The sequence below is a fragment of the Legionella birminghamensis genome, assembly GCF_900452515.1.
GTDB classification, from domain to species: Bacteria; Pseudomonadota; Gammaproteobacteria; order Legionellales; family Legionellaceae; genus Legionella_C; species Legionella_C birminghamensis.
On the sequence record NZ_UGNW01000001.1, the window covers coordinates 3444888 to 3461223 of the forward strand.

Below are 16336 nucleotides of genomic sequence, written 5' to 3' on the forward strand. Positions count from 1 at the left end.
TTAAGAAGTTACCGCTTCACGTAACAACGCTTCCAGCTCACCTTGCTGGTATAACTCGGCTATAATATCAGATCCGCCGATTAATTCACCTTTTACATATAGCTGGGGAAACGTAGGCCAATCAGCGATTTGCGGCAAGGCCTGTCTGATATCGGGGTTTGCAAGAATATCAACATAGGCAAAATTGACACCGCAGGCATCAATGCATTGTACTGCCCGGGCAGAGAAGCCACATTGAGGCATTTTGGGACTGCCTTTCATGTAAAGTAATATGGCATTGTCTTTAATTTGCTGTTTTATTTTGCTAATTACATCAACTGAAATTTCCACTGATTATACCTACGAAAATATTAGTAAACCTTAATTATGGCGAAAATAAGATCAATTAGCAACCGAACTGCAATTATCCTCCCACGCCTGGGCCGCAAAAGCCTCAGAGAGGCTTTTGATTTCATTGAATATGTCCAGCATCCTGCTACACTTACTCATTCAACTTACTAATTGGAGAAACCATGGCTTTTACACTCCCTCCACTCCCTTATGCAATGGATGCTTTGCAGCCCCATATTTCCAAAGAAACGCTTGAATATCACTATGGCAAACACCACAATGCCTATGTCACTAACCTGAACAAACTCATTCCGGGTACCCAATTTGAATCGATGTCACTCGAGGACATTATCAAAAATTCAGCTGGCGGGGTTTTTAATAATGCCGCACAGGTATGGAACCATACCTTTTACTGGCATTGCATGAGCCCTCAGGGGGGAGGCGAACCCACTGGGCGAGTGGCTGAAGCGATTAACAAGGCATTCGGTTCTTTTGCTGCGTTTAAGGAACAGTTTACGCAAGCGGCCATCACCACTTTCGGTTCTGGCTGGGCATGGCTGGTTCAGGATAATACCGGGAACCTCAAAATTATCAGCACCAGTAATGCAGGCACCCCGATGACAGATAATCTCACCGCCCTGCTCACCTGCGATGTCTGGGAGCATGCTTACTATATTGACTATCGCAATGCCCGCCCGGATTACGTGAATGCATTCTGGTCATTGGTCAACTGGGATTTTGTGAACCAGAACATGCGTTAACCCAGGAGTTCATTTTTAGTTTAAATGCTGCTATTTTAGGGACGATCGATATCAGACGCTCGTCCCGATATCCCTGATAAATATATCTGCATGTACCATGCAGCAGCGAATAAACCAAAAAAAGGAATATAATGGCCATTATAACCAGTTACAGTCCAATGCCTGTTTCATTTACTCATGGAGAAGGAGTATGGTTGTATGATGAGAATGGAAAAGCCTATTTAGATGGCTTGAGCGGCATTGCAGTCTGTGGACTGGGGCATGCCCATCCCGATGTCACCCGAACAATTCAAAACCAGGCTGCCAAGCTGATTCATACCTCCAATGTTTTTCATATCAAAGAGCAGGAACTTCTTGCTGAACGCTTGACAAAAATGACTGGTATGGAGCAGGCATTTTTTGCCAACTCCGGCGCCGAAGTCAATGAAGCAGCTATCAAACTGACTCGCTTATTCGGTCATAAGAAAGGAATTGAAACCCCTTCCATCATTGTGATGGATCGCGCTTTTCACGGCCGCACCATGGCGACGCTGACCGCGTCAGGGAGCCGTAAAGTACAGGCCGGCTTTGAACCCCTGGTGCCCGGTTTCATCCGCGCCCCTTTTAATGACATTCAGGCATTAAGAACCATTGCAGAAAACCGTGACGACATCGTCGCAGTCATGCTCGAACCCATACAGGGTGAAGGCGGGATTTTTCCAGCAGAGGATTCCTATTTACGTGCCGTATCTGAATTATGTAAGAAACACGACTGGCTATTAATACTGGATGAAATCCAGACTGGCAATGCCCGTACCGGGAAATTGTTTGCATTCATGCATGCAGGCATTAAACCGGATGTTTTAACTACCGCCAAAGGTCTTGGTAATGGCATGCCGATTGGCGCCTGCCTGATGAGTGGAAAAGCCTGCGACTTGTTTAAACCGGGCAACCATGGCTCAACCTTTGGCGGAAATCCACTGGCTTGCGCAACAGCGCTCACTGTATTGGAGGTTATCGAAAGAGATAATCTTTGTGAAAAAGCAGCTCACAATGGCATACAATTGCAAGACAAGCTCATGCGCAGCCTTCACGAGCACCGGGGAATACGGGCAATCCGCGGACGAGGATTAATGCTGGGCATTGAAATTGACAAACCGGCGAATGATGCGCGCGCAATTGGACTGGAAAACGGCGTATTGTTTAATGTGACCGCCGAAAACGTCATCCGGCTTTTACCGCCGCTGATTATCAATGAAGAAGAAATGGATGAATTGGTAGAACGTCTGAGTAAAACGATTTACCAGTTTTACAGGATGTAAATCCTCCTTGGCCACTTGGACTCCCCAGATGGGGAGTCGACCGACCTTTACTGCAAGGGAACCTCTTTACCTGAAACAACAATACTATCAAGCTGCTGAATATGGAGATATTCACAGCGCATCGCCTGTAAAATCTGCTGCAAGGTTGAGAATTCATAGCTGAGCTGAAAATACAACTCTGCACTCTGGTTTTCCTGCAACTCACCAACTGTTAAATAGGCGGCCTTTCCCATGTTCGAAAAATAACTGAGGCTGACATGTCTTTTTTCAGCCATACCGGGGAACAAGCCACAGAACAATAAACTCTTATCCCCTACGTCCCGCAATAACTCTACCTGTTTGTGTTTTTTTGACTGCATGGACTCAAGAAAGTCCAGCGCAACAACTGATTCGATGAGTTTTGTTCCCTGGGAAAAACGCATCAATAAAAAAACAAGATAACTCTCTGTTGATTCATTTAAAATCAAATCGGTTGTGGCTTGCGCTTCATTGACCAATGCATGCCATTGACTGAGTTCTGTAGGATGCAGTATCAACTTCTTCATGAATGGCTTCCTTTTTTTGTACTTGTCACTGAAAGTTTAGCAAAGGGCATACCAAAAGATTAAAATTAAGGCGCTAAATAAGATAAAAAATCATACTGACCCCGTCACCACAACAGCATCATTTTTGTGAGCACAATTCAAAAATATTAGGCATTTTTTTATTATTTATCATGAAGTTATTTTAACAACCCCTATTGTAGAGCGCTTTTTTTTTCCCTAAACTAAAATTTTTGCCTTGCTTTGGGGTCTGCAGTGTATAAACGTTTATTCGCGCTCCTAATCGGCTTTCTTTGTCTCAACCTCTACGCCAGTGATCAATCCACTTGCGATGGAACAGTTGAGAAACCATGCTTAATTCAAGATACAATGCCGGATTCTACCTCGCTCGGTTCCATGCGGGATCTATCGCAAATCATACCACTGAGAAATAAAGACAGTTTTGAGTTATGGGTTTCAGCAAGCGCTAATCCCAATTTAAAAGGCTGGCTTGAATTGGCGGATTTCATTGACTTGAAAAGCAGTTTTATGGCCAATCCGCGTATTGTCCTTGACTTGCGACAGGAAAATCACGCTTATCTGAATGGCAATTCAATTACGCTTTGCGACACTCACAACTGGATAAACCTTGGCAAGTCCACGGAACAGGCTGAGCAGGCTGAGCGCGATTGGCTATTGACCCTTGGCAGTGCTGCGGAAATTTCCGGCATTTTAACGCCTGAACAATTTGTCGAAAAAAATTATAGCTCAGGGACTACTGTGCAAGTTGAATCCCTGAATAATGAAAAACAGATAGTCAGTAATCTTGGGTTTACTTATTATCGCATGGCGGTCAGTGATCACCAGGCCCCTGGTGACAAGATTGTTGATGAATTTGTAAATTTCATAAACCATCTTCCCCCTCAGGCCTGGCTGCATATTCATTGCCGTGGAGGAAAAGGGCGTTCAACAACCTTTATCGTGATGTATGATATGTTGAAAAATGCTCAGGACTTCAGTTTTGAAGAGATCATAGCACGGCATGCAGCCGTACCACCTTATTATGATCTGGCCAATACAAGCCGTTCAGATAGCGAATTAACCCATTTTTTCGAGGAGCGCTATCAGTTTCTGCAACGCTTCTACCGCTATGCCCAGGATTATCTCCAGGGTTATTCAGGGAGCTGGACGGAGTGGAAGGCTTTCGAGACGGAGCGCTGCTCCTCATAGCGAAGTGTCTACACAAATGTGTTTCCCGCTCCGCCCCCCCGCGGCTGTGACCGCGGGGCCCATAGTGGGCTTAAATAATAGCTTAGAAAAAACTACAATCCTGCCTGAAGTAACGATTGAATGAACTGCTTAGTAAACTGGGTCTCCGAATAAGATTCATTGGGCCCCGCGGTCGAAGCCGCGGGGATTCGAAGGGGCTGCGACCCCAATGAATCTTATAGGTACCCATGACCTAGCGGACTGGGTGCAAGTCAACCTTGTCAAAGGTAGAATAATCCACCCGTTTATCGTCCTGATTCAAACCAATAGGCAAAACAAAACTACTCAATAGTGCACGCCAGAAATCGGAGTAAAGATAATTTTGTAAGGGATGCTCCGCTTCTATCGGAAAGCAGGGGCCGTGATTTACTTCCAAAAGCCAGACCTTCGAATTGCAATCCACCATAAAATCCACGCCAAATAAAGCAAACGATTTCAACCCATTGCTGGTAAATGCCTGGGGATAACGCCTTGCTAAAGCCTCAGCCAACTGGCCAATAATATGTTGTATTTGCGGATAAAGCAGGGCAAAAAACTCAAAACGATCCGTTGGAATCTGGATGACGTTACTTTCCTCTTCATGCAAATGCTCATTTGTCAAATGCGGGCGCAAATCTTCAAACCGCCCTGGGGTATAGGGATGGCGGGAAACATTAAAATACCCGCGCGGAAATAAATAAGCACCTGCATAATTACTAAGTACCAGAAACATGCGGATACTGTATTTGCGATCATCACGCAATAAATGCGGTGGGTTAATATATTCCTGTAATACATGGTCGCCGCCCAAACGTCGATTGGTCGAAAAATGCCTTTCCAGATCACTAAGCTTGCTAAATATTTTAATGAATTGCCCATTATTTAGCAGAGAAGGCTTTAAAATCCAGACAGGTGACGGCTGCTCCAAAGCGGCCTTGTTAAGAAACTGCAAAACAAGAGGCCAGTTCTGATCGTTAATCAGGAAAGTAGGCATCATAATTTGCGGACAAAACTCTGACACCAACTCGGCCAGAGAATGCTTAAACTCCAAACATTGGGCAGCCTCTTCATTGAATTGCAGGTTGGCATCACTAAAATTTGCCATCCACTTGAATCGTGCAGGCTTCCATCCTGCTTCAAGGAGATAATAATTCAAATTAAAAAAAGTCGGTGATTTTGTCTCGCTAAATGTAAACCGTCCTGCTTTTAGTCTATTCATTAAGCAATTCCGCTCCTTCCTTTACAGGAGAAAAAACTGATTGGCTAACCAAACCCGGTTTAATAATTAAAGAAGATAAAATACCGGTGAGCAAGCCCCAGAATGCGGCGCTAAATCCCAGAAAATCGAGGCCCGATGCGGAGACCAGAAAGGTAAGAATGGCCGCTTCACGCTGTTTGTCATTCTCCAGCGCTTCTTTAAGGTTTGAAGCGAGGGTACCGAACAAGGCCATACCAGCAACTGCCAAAACCAAATTAGAGGGAAAAGCGGCAAACAATGCAACAATCGTGGTGCTGAACAAACCCATCAGCAAATAAAACAAGCCAGCGCTGATTGTAGCGCGGTAACGGCGCGATGCGATAGGGTCCGCTTCTTCATTGGCACAGATAGCCGCAGTAATCGCCGCCAGATTTAAACTGAATCCACCAAAGGGCGCCATCAGTAAATTCCCCATTCCCATGATGCTGACCAACTTAGAAACGGGCGGATGAAAACCGGCAGCTCTGAGCACAGTCAGGCCGGGGATGTTCTGAGAGGTCATGGTGATGACAAACAGCGGCAGTCCAACACTGCATAATGCAAACCAGGAAAACTCAGGCCAGGTAAACACAGGTGATGAAAACCCCCAGTGCACCAAATCCATGCGAATTTCGCCCTGGAAAGCAGCGACAGTAATACCTAATAGTAAGACAATAGGCAACACGTAGCGTGGATAAAACCGTTTGCCAAGAATGTAAGCAGATAACATTATCAGAATCATTAAATGGGCATTCTGCAAAGCCAGAAAAACATTCAAACCAAAATGCAGAAGAATTCCAGCTAACATGGCAGATGCCAGCTCACTGGGTATACGGGACATGAACCGCTCAAAACACCCGCTGACGCCTGCCAGAACAGTTAAAAAAGCCGAAAAGAGAAATGCACCGACCGCCTGGGATAAGGTCAGGCCAGTCAGACTGCTGGCTAGAAGAGCAGCGCCAGGCGTAGACCAGGCGGTCAGAATGGGCATGCGATAGTATAGCGATAAGCCGATGCAGCTTATTGAAACGCCTACCCCCAGAGCCAGAATCCAGGAAGCGAGTTCCGCTGTTGAAGCATGCACTGCAGAAGCTGCCTGAAACAGGATGGCAGCCGAGCTGGTGAAACCCACTAGCACTGCGATAAACCCGGCAGAAAGATGAGAAAGAGAAAAATACAATCGCATGCTTGGATTCCTGTTAAAAACACTTTAGGTATGTTATGATCGATGCGCTATAACGCACAGAGCAGAAAGCATAACACCGTGCGTTATAACGCTCAAGTTTTATTTACCAGACTCTCGTATCAGGTTCTCCACCCGGATACGAGAGTGCTTTAATGGGAGAGTCTGTGGAAGAGTTAAACCAGCGTATTGGAATACGCCTGCGTGAACTAAGACAACACTACGGATGGAGTCTTGATAAAGCGGCACAGGAAACCACCGTCAGCAAAGCCATGCTGGGACAAATTGAGCGCTTCGAATCTTCACCTACGGTAGCTACACTCTGGAAAATCGCCAGCGGCTTTCGCGTTTCCTTCTCCTCTTTTCTGGAAGAAACGAACGATGAGCCCGCGAAAGAATTCCGCGAGGGTAGAACCAGTGCCTGGGAACATGGGGACGAATTAATAAAAATCACTCCGCTTTTTCCCTTTGACAAACATTTACATCTTGAGATTTTTCAGATTGAACTGCTTCCCGGGTGCGAACAATATTCGACCGCGCACGAAAGAGGTGTTATCGAGCATGTTATTCTTATTGATGGCGCCTTGGAGGTATTGGTTGAGCAACAATGGAAATCACTGCGTAAAGGAGAAGCTATTCGATTCGCTGCCGACAAACCCCATGGATATCGCAATTTGAGCGGCCAAAGCGTTTATTTTCATAATATTATCCACTACCCCCATTCCGTGTTTATTTAGACGATAAGTTAGCAGCTCGGTAGGAACAACGTAAAGATTCTATTAAGATCTCAAGCATGGCTTTTTGAAAAAAATGACTATGCTATGATTAATGTATGAGTCATTAATGAGATTTAAGCAGAATGTCTGGAACTACCCAATCAAGCAGTGCAGAAACTGTTGAAACTGTTTCAACCCCTTCTGCCGCGAGCCCCGCAACCCCTGCAAGCACCGCGCCGGCTGCTACTGCGCCAAGCGATACTGATACTGCTAATAAAAAAGCGGCTCAGGATACTGCGGCTAATGCCGCGATCGCCGCAGATGCGGCTAAAGCAAAAACCACGATGGCCGCAGCTCAGCCTGCAGCTGCAGCAGCAAGCAAAAAAGAGGAGAAAGCAGCCCCCGCCGAGGAAGAATCCTTTTTAAAGCAGGACATCGATCCCAATGAAGATGCCTGGCTAAAAATCATAAAAGAATGGATAAATCTTATTAATGAGCTGAATGAACAATTTACCAGTTACGCCGGGAACAAACTAAAAGGTGCCGCCATGGGTGCCAAAGAACTTGGCGGTCAGCTTTTTGAGGGGCTGAAATCACAAGCCGCCAATGGCGTTAGCACACTGAAGGATTATTTCAATCCCCCTCCGAAAGCAGCAGAGGTTCCTCCCGGCCATGAAGGAAAACCTTCACCTGATGCGGGATTAGCACTTGATGCGGAGCATAATATTTCAGCAGCCATACCGAAGCCGGAAATGGAAGCTCCTGAAGATATTCTGGCCACTTCTCATTTATATAATCCCAGTGCCGATTATTGGGATACTGGAGATGAGTTGGACCTGGGCGAAACTATGGCACCGAAAGCCGATATGCCTTTAGCCAGCCCTGAAATGAGTGCCCTGCCAGAGTCTCCCCAAGCTGTCCTGGGCAGTTCGTTTGCGGACAATGCTGATTTCCAGCTGGGGGAACTTAATCCCACCCCTGAAGAAACTGCTTCTGTAATGACCACAATGGACGAAGGAGATAAACTCTCCGCAATGGCAGATGACGGTGAAGAACTAAACCAGGAAAATCTAATGGCACCTTAGGCGTCATGCATCAGTGAATTAGGCTATGCTATGATAATCTATGAATTTTATTTGATAAGATAATACCATGTCCGGATCAGCACCCTCTAGCAGCACAGAAACTGCAGAATCCACCCCCACTTCTACTCCGACCTCTGCACCGCAGAGCTCGGCACCAGCCCCTGCACCTGCAACCACAGCGGCACCTGCTGCGGCCAAGGCGACAATGGCGCCTGTCGCTCCAGCTAAAACTGCTGCAGCAACCAAGGAAAGTACGCCGCCGCCAGCTGAAGATGATTATTTTTTTAAACAGTCGATAGATCAGAATGATGAACCCTGGCTAAAAATGGTTAAGGAATGGCTTAACCTGATTAACGAGTTGAATGCCCAATTTACTGACTTTGCAGGGGAAAAACTAAAAGGGGTTGCCCAGGGTGCCCAAGCAGTTGGAAGCCAAGCTTTTGATGCGGTAAAAAATTATTTTAACCCTCCGAAACCGCAAGACGATCTGATGCGGCGAACTGCTCGTCTGGAGACCGCCAGCAAGCCGACACGGGATGAAGGGCTTGATCTCGATGGAAGCGAGTTAACAGGCGAAGCAAAGCCAAAACCAGCCCCGGGTCTCAACTTAAGCGAAATGAGCACTGTCTACGAATCACCCGAAGATATAGTCGGCAGCTCTTTCCTCTATAATCCTGAATTACAGTTAGAGGCTGACGAACCACTCGATGTAGGGGCAAGTGCTGCACCCAAAATTGATCAGGATTCAGTAATGCTTCACGACTCCGATCAACAGATTACGGTTGAACTGACTGCCGTAAAATTACAAAACTGGCTCAATAAAGTGGACGGCACCCAGACTTCTGAAACCGATAATCCTTCAATCACCCTGGGTAAAACAGGTTTGCAGAAAGCACGGGATGTCATTAATTTCCTTAACACACCAGCAGGCGACACAACCAAAGAAAGAATTGCAACGGAATTGATTCAGGCGGTAGAGCGAGAGAAGCAAAACGAAGAAATACAAAGAGAGCAGCTTCTGCAGGAGCAGCGGCTGGCGGCTTTTCTCATCCATGCGGCCCGCCAGGATGCTGATTTGATTGCCGAAAGGAACATTCGAATACAGGAAGATATTGATCAACGGGTACAGGTGCAGAAACAGCAACAGCTTGCTGACTCCATGTCACCTGATGAAAAAGCACAAAAAGAAGCTGATCTGGATGCGATGATTGGCGCTTATGACGAGCAGATTGAAAGCTTGCAAAAAGCAATTGCTGAAAAAGATAAAGAAATTGCAGAAGTTGATAAAGAGATTGAGCGCCTCGAGCAAAAGGGTAAATCTATCGATGCAAAACACAACACATATCAGGATGGAGTTAATCGGGCTAAAAGTTTTAACCCCGACAATCCAGACGACAGGGCTGCGATGAGGAGCCGTATCGGGGCAATGAGGGCTGAAGCTGAAAAAAACGAGCAAAGCGCCTTTGAGAGAGTGGATAGAGACGAAGACGGGGCTCTGGAAGACTTGCAAAAGGCAAAAAATAATATCATGGAAATTGCAGCACTGGAAGAAATGCTGGATGTCTATGAGGGAAAACAAACGGCTTATACAGCAGACGGTACCCAGACCTCTAATCCCGATGAATTTGCCTATCTGGCTCCCAGCAACAAAAGTATATTAAAAGATGATGCAGGCAATCTCTACCTGGTTAACAAAGGGGTCGCTAGTGTTGATAGTTTATCTACTGGGGAGAAACAGCAAGCGCAGGCAGATTTTCAAAGAAATAAAAATGCAATGACCAGTGTCCAGGATGTTATCAAAAATAACCGCAGCGGTGAGCATGGAATGAATAACCAGAGCCTGGACGCCGCCCAACAAAAGAAACAGAGCTTAATGAGCGAATCCGCAGAGATGCGCATGCAGCTTCAAACAGCGCTGAAAGAAAAAGAAAAATGTCAGGATGCTAAAAATAATTTACGCAGCCCAAGCCCTTCACCTGCATCAGGAAATCAGCAGCTCTCCAAGGCGGAAATCGATCAGGCAACGTCTGTTTTTTACAAAATGCTTAATCGGGTTGCGGATAACTACAGTGATGGGGGCATGAAGGCATTACAAAATCATGTAGTGAATACTTTTGGCCAAAATCAGCAAACCAACGCCCTGCTCCGGCAAATCCCCCAGGGCCAGCCGATTGACCCCAATAACATCAGACAGTTGACCGAGCAATTTCGCTCCTGCGGCGACGCACCTGCACCAAGCATGCAGGCTAGCGCGGAAGCTGAGCAGCAAAACCAGCAGACAGTACGGATGCCCTAATGCAGTCCATTACACTGCTTTTGCGAGTGAAGTATTGCAATGGCCTCTATAGATTAAACTTTTACCTCAATCCGTTCGGCCTGAGAAGCCGCTTTAGCGGCGTCTTGAAGGCCTCGCTCGGTGTCAAGCCTTCGAGACGGCTCTGCTCCTCCCCAGGCCGAACGGTTCTTTTACACGCCATTAGGATTGTGCCTGCATCTAGTGTATAATGTAAGCACAATTAATTACTCACTGCTGCAAACTCCAAAAAGCCCCCTTTTTGGCCTGTTGGCTTATACGCCTGCTGCTGTGCATCGTTATTCGTCGTGAACAAGGTTTTTTATGATTGAGAAGATAAGAAATATAGCCATTATCGCCCACGTGGATCATGGTAAAACTACATTGGTTGACAAGCTGCTGCAACAAACCGGTACCCTGAATGAGCGTGGCCCCAAAGTGGAACGCGTCATGGATTCCAACGCCCTGGAAAAAGAGCGCGGCATTACTATTTTAGCCAAGAATACTTGTGTTTACTGGCGGGATTATCAGATTAACATCGTTGATACCCCAGGCCATGCTGACTTTGGCGGCGAAGTGGAGCGTATTCTCTCCATGGTCGATAGCGTATTGCTGCTGGTCGATGCGGTCGATGGCCCCATGCCGCAAACCCGTTTCGTTACGCAAAAAGCCTTTGCCCGCGGCCTTAAGCCCATCGTTGTTATTAACAAAATCGATCGTCCAGGAGCCCGTCCGCACTGGGTTATGGATCAGGTATTCGACCTCTTTGATAATCTTGGCGCGACCGATGAGCAGCTTGATTTCCCCGTGGTTTATGCGTCTGCACTGAATGGTTACGCAAAACTTGATTTGGATGAGGAAGCCAGCGACATGAATGCGCTGCTGGAAACCATTGTTGAGCGTGTTGCCCCGCCGGACGTGGATGAGAATGGTCCATTCCAGATGCAAATCAGTTCACTTGATTATTCCTCTTATGTAGGTACCATCGGCATTGGCCGTATTACCCGCGGCAATATCAAGGCAAAATCGCCCGTTAAAATTATCGATAAAGACGGTAATATCCGCAGCGGCCGTCTGTTACAGCTGCTGGGATTCAAAGGGCTGGAGCGAGTCGAAGTAGACGAAGCCAATGCCGGCGATATTATTGCGGTTACCGGTATCGAACAACTAAACATTTCCGACACGCTTTGTGATCCAAACCAGGTCGAGGCATTAACCCCGCTGACAGTGGACGAGCCAACGATTAGCATGACGTTCCAGGTTAATGATTCCCCCTTTGCCGGCCAGGAAGGAAAATATGTTACCAGTAGAAAGATTCGCGAACGCCTGCAGACTGAATTGCTCCATAACGTAGCACTTCGCGTTGAAGATACTGCCGATCCAGATAAATTCAGGGTATCCGGCCGCGGAGAGCTGCATTTATCCATTCTCATTGAAAACATGCGCCGTGAAGGCTATGAGCTGGCAATTTCCAAGCCAGAAGTTATTATGCGTGAAGAGGACGGCGTTATGCTGGAGCCTTATGAACGGTTAACGGTGGATGTTGAAGAAACGCATCAGGGCGCAATCATGGAAAAACTGGGAGAGCGCCGCGGTGAATTACAAAATATGCTGCCTGATGGAAAAGGGCGGGTTCGTCTTGATTATATCATTCCGACCCGAGGCCTGATTGGTTTCCATACTGAATTTCTATCCAGCACTTCCGGCACAGGCCTTAACTATCATGTCTATGATCATTATGGCCCGGCGTTTAAAGGCCGTTTAGGCAAGCGCAACAACGGCGTTCTCATTGCCAACTGTCAAGGCGCAGCGCGTGCTTTCGCATTATTCAATTTGCAGGAACGCGGTCGTCTCTTCATTGATCCGCAGGTCATGTGCTATGAAGGCATGGTCGTGGGCATTCATTCCCGCGATAACGATCTGGTAGTGAATGTGACCAAGGAAAAACAACTGACAAACATTCGCGCATCCGGCAGCGATGAAAATATTTTATTAACGCCGCCGATTAAGCTTAGCCTTGAGCAGGCCCTGGAATTTATCGATGACGATGAATTAGTGGAAGTAACCCCACAAACCATCCGTATTCGCAAAAAGGAATTGAAGGAAAACGAACGCAAACGCAGCTCTCGTGCTAATGTTGAAGAATAGGATTTAATTTTGCCACGGCAGATTATGAAACAGAAATTTCAACGCGTCATTTTATATGCGCGGCAGTACCGCGCTAATCAAGGGGTCAATGAAACCTTACAGCGCTTGATTGATTTTTTGGCAAAACAGGTTGAAACGTTTGTAGATGCCGATACGGCAGACCATTTCGATAGTGGTCTGCCCGTATTATCTCGTATGCAGATGGGCAAAAAACAGGATTTAATTGTGGTGGTCGGCGGCGATGGAAGCCTGCTGTCGGCTGCCCGCATGGCGATTGGCGTTGATGTGCCGGTTATCGGGATTAATCGTGGCCGCCTGGGCTTTCTGACTGATATTCTCCCTTCCGAAATTGAAAAACAGCTCAAACCCGTCCTTGATGGCGAATATTATGAAGAGCGGCGTTTTTTACTTAAAACACGCATTCATGACAATGAAAATACCTATTTTCAAAGCAACGCATTAAATGACGTGGTGCTTGGCCGCGGTAATGAAACTCACCTGATTGAATTTGATGTTTATATCAATCAGCAGTTTGTAAGCCATTACCGCTCAGACGGAATGATTCTTTCAACGCCAACCGGATCAACAGCTTACTCCCTGTCCGCAGGCGGACCCATTATGCACCCTCATCTTAATGCCATCGTGTTGGTACCGATGTTTTCCCATAGTCTCAGTTCCCGGCCTTTAGTGGTCGATTCCCAGGTTTCCATTGATCTGGTGATAAGCGATACCAATGAATCCGAACTACGGATCAGCTGTGACGGCCATGAATCCAGGATGGTAAAACCCGGCCAGCAGGTTAATGTTGAAAAGAATACGCAATGCCTGCGCCTCTTGCATCCTCTCGACTATCACTATTATGATACACTACGCATTAAATTGGGTTGGGAATCCAAGCATCAGGGATAAATCATGCTGACCACCTTACGCATCAAAAACTTTGCCATTGTACAATCTCTTGAACTGGATTTTGCCGGAGGCATGACCGCCTTTACAGGGGAAACCGGTGCAGGCAAATCCATTATGATTGATGCCTTAATGCTTGCGCTGGGGGAGCGCGCCGATTCCTCGGTAATCAGACCTGGGGCTGATCGCTGTGACATCACAGCTATTTTTGACTGCAGCGGCTCAAAGGATACTGCCGCCTGGCTGAAAGAACATGGCATTGATTCAGACGGCGAGCTGGTATTATGGCGCGTGCTTTACGCCGAAGGCCGCTCAAAGTCCTATATCAACGGCAATCCTTTCCCACTGCAGAAGGTCAAAGAACTAAGTGAAATGCTGGTTCACATTCATGGCCAACATCAGCACCAGACCTTAATGCAGCATGCGACCCACCGCCAACATCTGGATCATTATGCCAATCATCCTGCGCTATTGCAGGAGGTTCAGCATCATTACAAACAATGCCAGAAAATAAAGCAGGAACTGGAACAATTACAAAAACTTGAAAACCAGCAGGATCGCATCGATTTGCTGCAGTTTCAAATTGAAGAACTGGACAATCTCGCTCCCAAACCGGGGGAGATCGACAGCCTGCATACCGAGCATCAGCTGCTGCACCATGCGCAGGATTATCTCCTGAATGGCAATCAGATCATTCAGCTTCTGGATGGCGATGAGGGGCCTAGCCTGCGGCAGGGGCTGCATCAGAGCATGCAGCTTCTCACTAATTTACCAGCACAAAATCCTGCCATGCAGAATGCGCTGGAACTCCTGCAAACAGCCTCTATCCAATGCGAGGAAGCCCTGGCTGAAATAAAGCAGTTTGTTGAATCGGTCCAATTAGATCCGGAACGTCTGCAGGAAGTTGAATTGCGTCTTGCGGCGCTTCATCAGGCCGCCCGTAAATACCATGTCGATCCAGAGCAACTTCCAGCGCATGCCGAAAAGTTAAGGGAAGAAGTTAAACAGCTCAGCCATGCCGAGCAGCGAATGACCGAGCTCGAAAAGCAATATCAGATTCAACTGAGATCCTATCAGGAAGCCGCTGCAAAACTCAGCCAATCCCGCCAAAAATATGCTTCACAGCTCGCTGAAGAAATTACCGGTATCATCCAGCAATTAGGCATGCCCAAAGGCTATATCAATGTGGCCCTTAGCGAACTCGATAAAATGCAATCGCATGGATTGGATAAAGTTGAATATAAGGTCTGCAGCAATCCCGGCATGGCGCCCGACTCATTAAGTAAAATCGCTTCTGGCGGTGAATTGTCCCGGATTAGCCTTGCTATCCAGATGATTACAGCCCAACGCGGTGCCACGCCTACCTTACTTTTTGACGAAGTGGATGTGGGTATCGGCGGCTCAACTGCCGCGCTGGTAGGTCAGCTGTTACGCAAGCTGGGTGAGCGCCTGCAAGTATTCTGCGTGACGCATCAACCACAGGTTGCCTCTTCAGCACATCATCATTTTGTGGTTCAAAAGCATAGTGACAGCAATCAGACTTATTCCAGCATTCTTGAACTTGGCGCGGCTGAAAAGGTAAATGAAATTGCGCGAATGCTGGGGGGGATTACAATTACTGAGCAAACGCGCTCCCACGCCCGTGAACTCTTGGCTCAACACTCCTGAATGATAAAAATGGAAAAGGATTTCCTGATGAAACGCTTTGTCGCCCTGATTAAACGATTGTGATTTATTATTCCTTTGTGACATTAACAACTATTGGCTATAGCGATATTTTACCGCTTAGCTTCTTCGTCCACCGCTTTGACTTGCCCATCAATTATTAAGCCACTACACTTGGCCAGAAACTTTTTAATCCGATTGGAACATGCTTTATGAATCAGGAAACCCGTCGTGCCATATTTAAAACCTTCCAATCCTTAAACCCGCACCCAACCACTGAACTAATCTATCACTCAGCATTCGAGTTGCTGATTGCTGTTTTGCTATCCGCGCAGGCGACTGATATCAGCGTGAATAAAGCAACGGCAAAACTCTTTGCCGTGGCCAATACCCCTCAGGCCATTTTAAAACTGGGGGAAGAAAGACTGAAGGATTTCATTAAAACCATAGGTCTTTTTAATACCAAGGCCAAACATGTCATTGCAACCTGTGAGATTCTGGTTTCGCAGTTTGAAGGGCAAGTGCCTGCAGAACGTGCCGCTTTGGAAAAACTGCCCGGCGTTGGCAGAAAAACGGCAAACGTCATCCTCAACACCGCCTTTGGCCAACCGACTATGGCGGTAGACACGCATATCTTTCGCGTGGCCAACCGCACGGGAATAGCACCGGGAAAAACGCCTCTGGCCGTGGAGCAGGCATTACTAAAGCGGGTAGACAAGGAGTTCCTTCACGATGCCCATCACTGGCTCATCCTGCATGGGCGGTATATCTGCCAGGCAAGAAAGCCGCGCTGCCCTGAATGCCCAATCCGCCAATACTGTGAGTATCCGGATAAGACTACTCTTGCGGATTTTAAATAAGCTTTGATGCAACGCTGGATTTCACGCGTTAAGTCTAGCGGTCCCAACCGCACTCCCCCGGCTCCGACTCATGGGTATTACA

At 47.0% G+C, this 16336-nt stretch carries 15 protein-coding genes; 11 read left to right on the top strand and 4 right to left on the bottom strand.

Annotation, left to right across the window (positions count from 1 at the left end):
- Window positions 1-324: a Grx4 family monothiol glutaredoxin gene (gene grxD, locus DYH42_RS14715; RefSeq protein ID WP_083503177.1), complete on the bottom strand. Its 324-nt coding sequence runs from the start codon at window positions 322-324 to the stop codon at window positions 1-3.
- A 188-nt stretch (window positions 325-512) separates the two neighbouring features.
- On the opposite strand from grxD, the gene sodB reads away from it, so the two are divergent.
- Window positions 513-1091, top strand: a complete 579-nt coding sequence (sodB, locus tag DYH42_RS14720) for a superoxide dismutase [Fe] (RefSeq protein ID WP_058524428.1) — start codon at window positions 513-515, stop codon at window positions 1089-1091.
- Between the two features lie 131 nt (window positions 1092-1222).
- Complete coding sequence (locus tag DYH42_RS14725; protein ID WP_058524427.1) at window positions 1223-2392, top strand: aspartate aminotransferase family protein; 1170 nt, start codon at window positions 1223-1225, stop codon at window positions 2390-2392.
- Window positions 2393-2439: 47 nt separating this feature from the next.
- Here the strand turns inward: DYH42_RS14725 and DYH42_RS14730 are convergent, their stop codons facing one another.
- On the bottom strand, window positions 2440-2937 hold the full coding sequence (locus DYH42_RS14730) for a hypothetical protein (RefSeq protein WP_058524426.1): 498 nt from the start codon (window positions 2935-2937) through the stop codon (window positions 2440-2442).
- A gap of 252 nt (window positions 2938-3189) precedes the next feature.
- On the opposite strand from DYH42_RS14730, the gene DYH42_RS14735 reads away from it, so the two are divergent.
- Complete coding sequence (locus DYH42_RS14735) at window positions 3190-4143, top strand: phosphatase domain-containing putative toxin (RefSeq protein WP_131792991.1); 954 nt, start codon at window positions 3190-3192, stop codon at window positions 4141-4143.
- A 232-nt stretch (window positions 4144-4375) separates the two neighbouring features.
- Here the strand turns inward: DYH42_RS14735 and DYH42_RS14740 are convergent, their stop codons facing one another.
- On the bottom strand, window positions 4376-5380 hold the full coding sequence (locus tag DYH42_RS14740; RefSeq protein WP_058524424.1) for an ATP-grasp domain-containing protein: 1005 nt from the start codon (window positions 5378-5380) through the stop codon (window positions 4376-4378).
- Window positions 5373-6584, bottom strand: coding sequence for a benzoate/H(+) symporter BenE family transporter (locus DYH42_RS14745; protein ID WP_058524423.1), 1212 nt, complete (start codon window positions 6582-6584; stop codon window positions 5373-5375). The genes DYH42_RS14740 and DYH42_RS14745 overlap by 8 nt, the downstream gene beginning before the upstream one ends.
- Before the next feature lie 164 nt (window positions 6585-6748).
- Between DYH42_RS14745 and DYH42_RS14750 the strand changes: the two genes are divergently transcribed.
- The 8 genes from DYH42_RS14750 (at window position 6749) to nth (ending at window position 16254) form a co-directional block, all read left to right on the top strand.
- A complete protein-coding gene (locus DYH42_RS14750) occupies window positions 6749-7318 on the top strand; it encodes a helix-turn-helix domain-containing protein (protein WP_058524480.1) in 570 nt (189 codons plus the stop codon).
- A 122-nt stretch (window positions 7319-7440) separates the two neighbouring features.
- Window positions 7441-8382 carry a hypothetical protein gene (locus tag DYH42_RS14755; RefSeq protein ID WP_058524422.1) on the top strand — a complete coding sequence of 314 codons (942 nt, stop codon included), beginning with the start codon at window positions 7441-7443 and terminating at the stop codon, window positions 8380-8382.
- 67 nt (window positions 8383-8449) lie between these two features.
- Entirely contained in the window at window positions 8450-10678 is a 2229-nt protein-coding gene (locus DYH42_RS14760) for a hypothetical protein (protein ID WP_058524421.1), read from the top strand.
- A gap of 321 nt (window positions 10679-10999) precedes the next feature.
- Window positions 11000-12823 carry a translational GTPase TypA gene (gene typA, locus DYH42_RS14765; protein WP_058524420.1) on the top strand — a complete coding sequence of 608 codons (1824 nt, stop codon included), beginning with the start codon at window positions 11000-11002 and terminating at the stop codon, window positions 12821-12823.
- A gap of 24 nt (window positions 12824-12847) precedes the next feature.
- Complete coding sequence (locus tag DYH42_RS14770) at window positions 12848-13732, top strand: NAD(+) kinase (protein ID WP_058524419.1); 885 nt, start codon at window positions 12848-12850, stop codon at window positions 13730-13732.
- A 3-nt stretch (window positions 13733-13735) separates the two neighbouring features.
- Window positions 13736-15397, top strand: a complete 1662-nt coding sequence (gene recN, locus DYH42_RS14775; RefSeq protein WP_058524418.1) for a DNA repair protein RecN — start codon at window positions 13736-13738, stop codon at window positions 15395-15397.
- A gap of 59 nt (window positions 15398-15456) precedes the next feature.
- A complete protein-coding gene (locus tag DYH42_RS16930) occupies window positions 15457-15558 on the top strand; it encodes an ion channel (protein WP_162263108.1) in 102 nt (33 codons plus the stop codon).
- A 48-nt stretch (window positions 15559-15606) separates the two neighbouring features.
- Window positions 15607-16254 carry an endonuclease III gene (gene nth / locus DYH42_RS14785; RefSeq protein ID WP_058524417.1) on the top strand — a complete coding sequence of 216 codons (648 nt, stop codon included), beginning with the start codon at window positions 15607-15609 and terminating at the stop codon, window positions 16252-16254.
- The last annotated feature ends 82 nt before the right edge of the window (window positions 16255-16336 follow it).